This window comes from Kitasatospora nipponensis (genome assembly GCF_039528135.1).
Classification (GTDB): domain Bacteria; phylum Actinomycetota; class Actinomycetes; order Streptomycetales; family Streptomycetaceae; genus Kitasatospora; species Kitasatospora nipponensis.
The window spans coordinates 1-861 of the sequence record NZ_BAAALF010000587.1 but is presented as its reverse complement, the minus strand read 5'-3'; the positions used below and the strand labels follow the sequence as shown (position 1 = coordinate 861).

The following is an 861-nucleotide window of genomic DNA, read 5'->3' as shown; positions in this document are numbered from 1 at the left end:
GGCAACACCCAGGACGTCGCCCTGCTCAACTACCTCGTCGGCAAGGGCTACGAGGAAGACGCACAGTCCGGCGCCGGCGACGTCTCGGTGGTGCGCACCGACAACAAGGTCACCCCCGACGCCTACGCCTCCGGCTCCATCGACGGCGCCTGGGTCCCCGAGCCCACCGCCTCCGCGCTGGTCGCCAAGGGCGCCAAGGTCCTGCTCGACGAGAAGGACCTCTGGCCGAACAAGCAGTTCGTGATCACCAACATCATCGTCTCGCAGAAGTTCCTCACCGCCCACCCCGACGTGGTCGAGGCCGTCCTGCGCGGCTCGGTGAACACCAACGCCTTCATCACGGCCAACCCCGACAAGGCCAAGCAGGACGCCAACGACGCCATCAAGGCGGCCGGCGGCAACGCGCTGGCCGCCAACATCCTCGACCCGGCGTGGAAGAGCATCGACTTCCTCAACGACCCGCTCGCCGCCACCCTGCAGTCCGAGGCCGACCACGCCGTCAACGCCGGCCTGCTCAAGAAGCCCGACATCAACGGCATCTACGACCTCACCCTGCTCAACAAGGTCCTCAAGGCCGCCGGACAGCCCGCCGTCCAGGACGCCGGACTCGGCAAGACCTCCTGACCGGCGAGCCACCCGGCCACACAGCCCGACCGGAAGCCCCACTGCCCGCCCCCCTGCCCGTCCTCCCTCGCCACTCACGCCAGGAGGTGCCCGCCATGAGCACGGCACTGAGCACCGAGAACGACGTCACCCCTCTCACCGCGACCGCCGCTGGCAGTCCCGCGGTGCGGATCTCGGCCGTCCACAAGTCCTTCGGCCGGCCCGGTGCGGCCACCGCGGTGCTCGACGACATCAACC

General features: G+C 69.3%; 1 protein-coding gene. It reads left to right on the top strand.

What is annotated here, in order from left to right; all coding sequences use genetic code 11:
* A partial coding sequence (locus ABD323_RS42060; RefSeq protein WP_344447342.1) for an ABC transporter substrate-binding protein occupies positions 1-624 on the top strand: 624 nt, incomplete at its 5' end.
* Positions 625-861 lie beyond the last annotated feature (237 nt).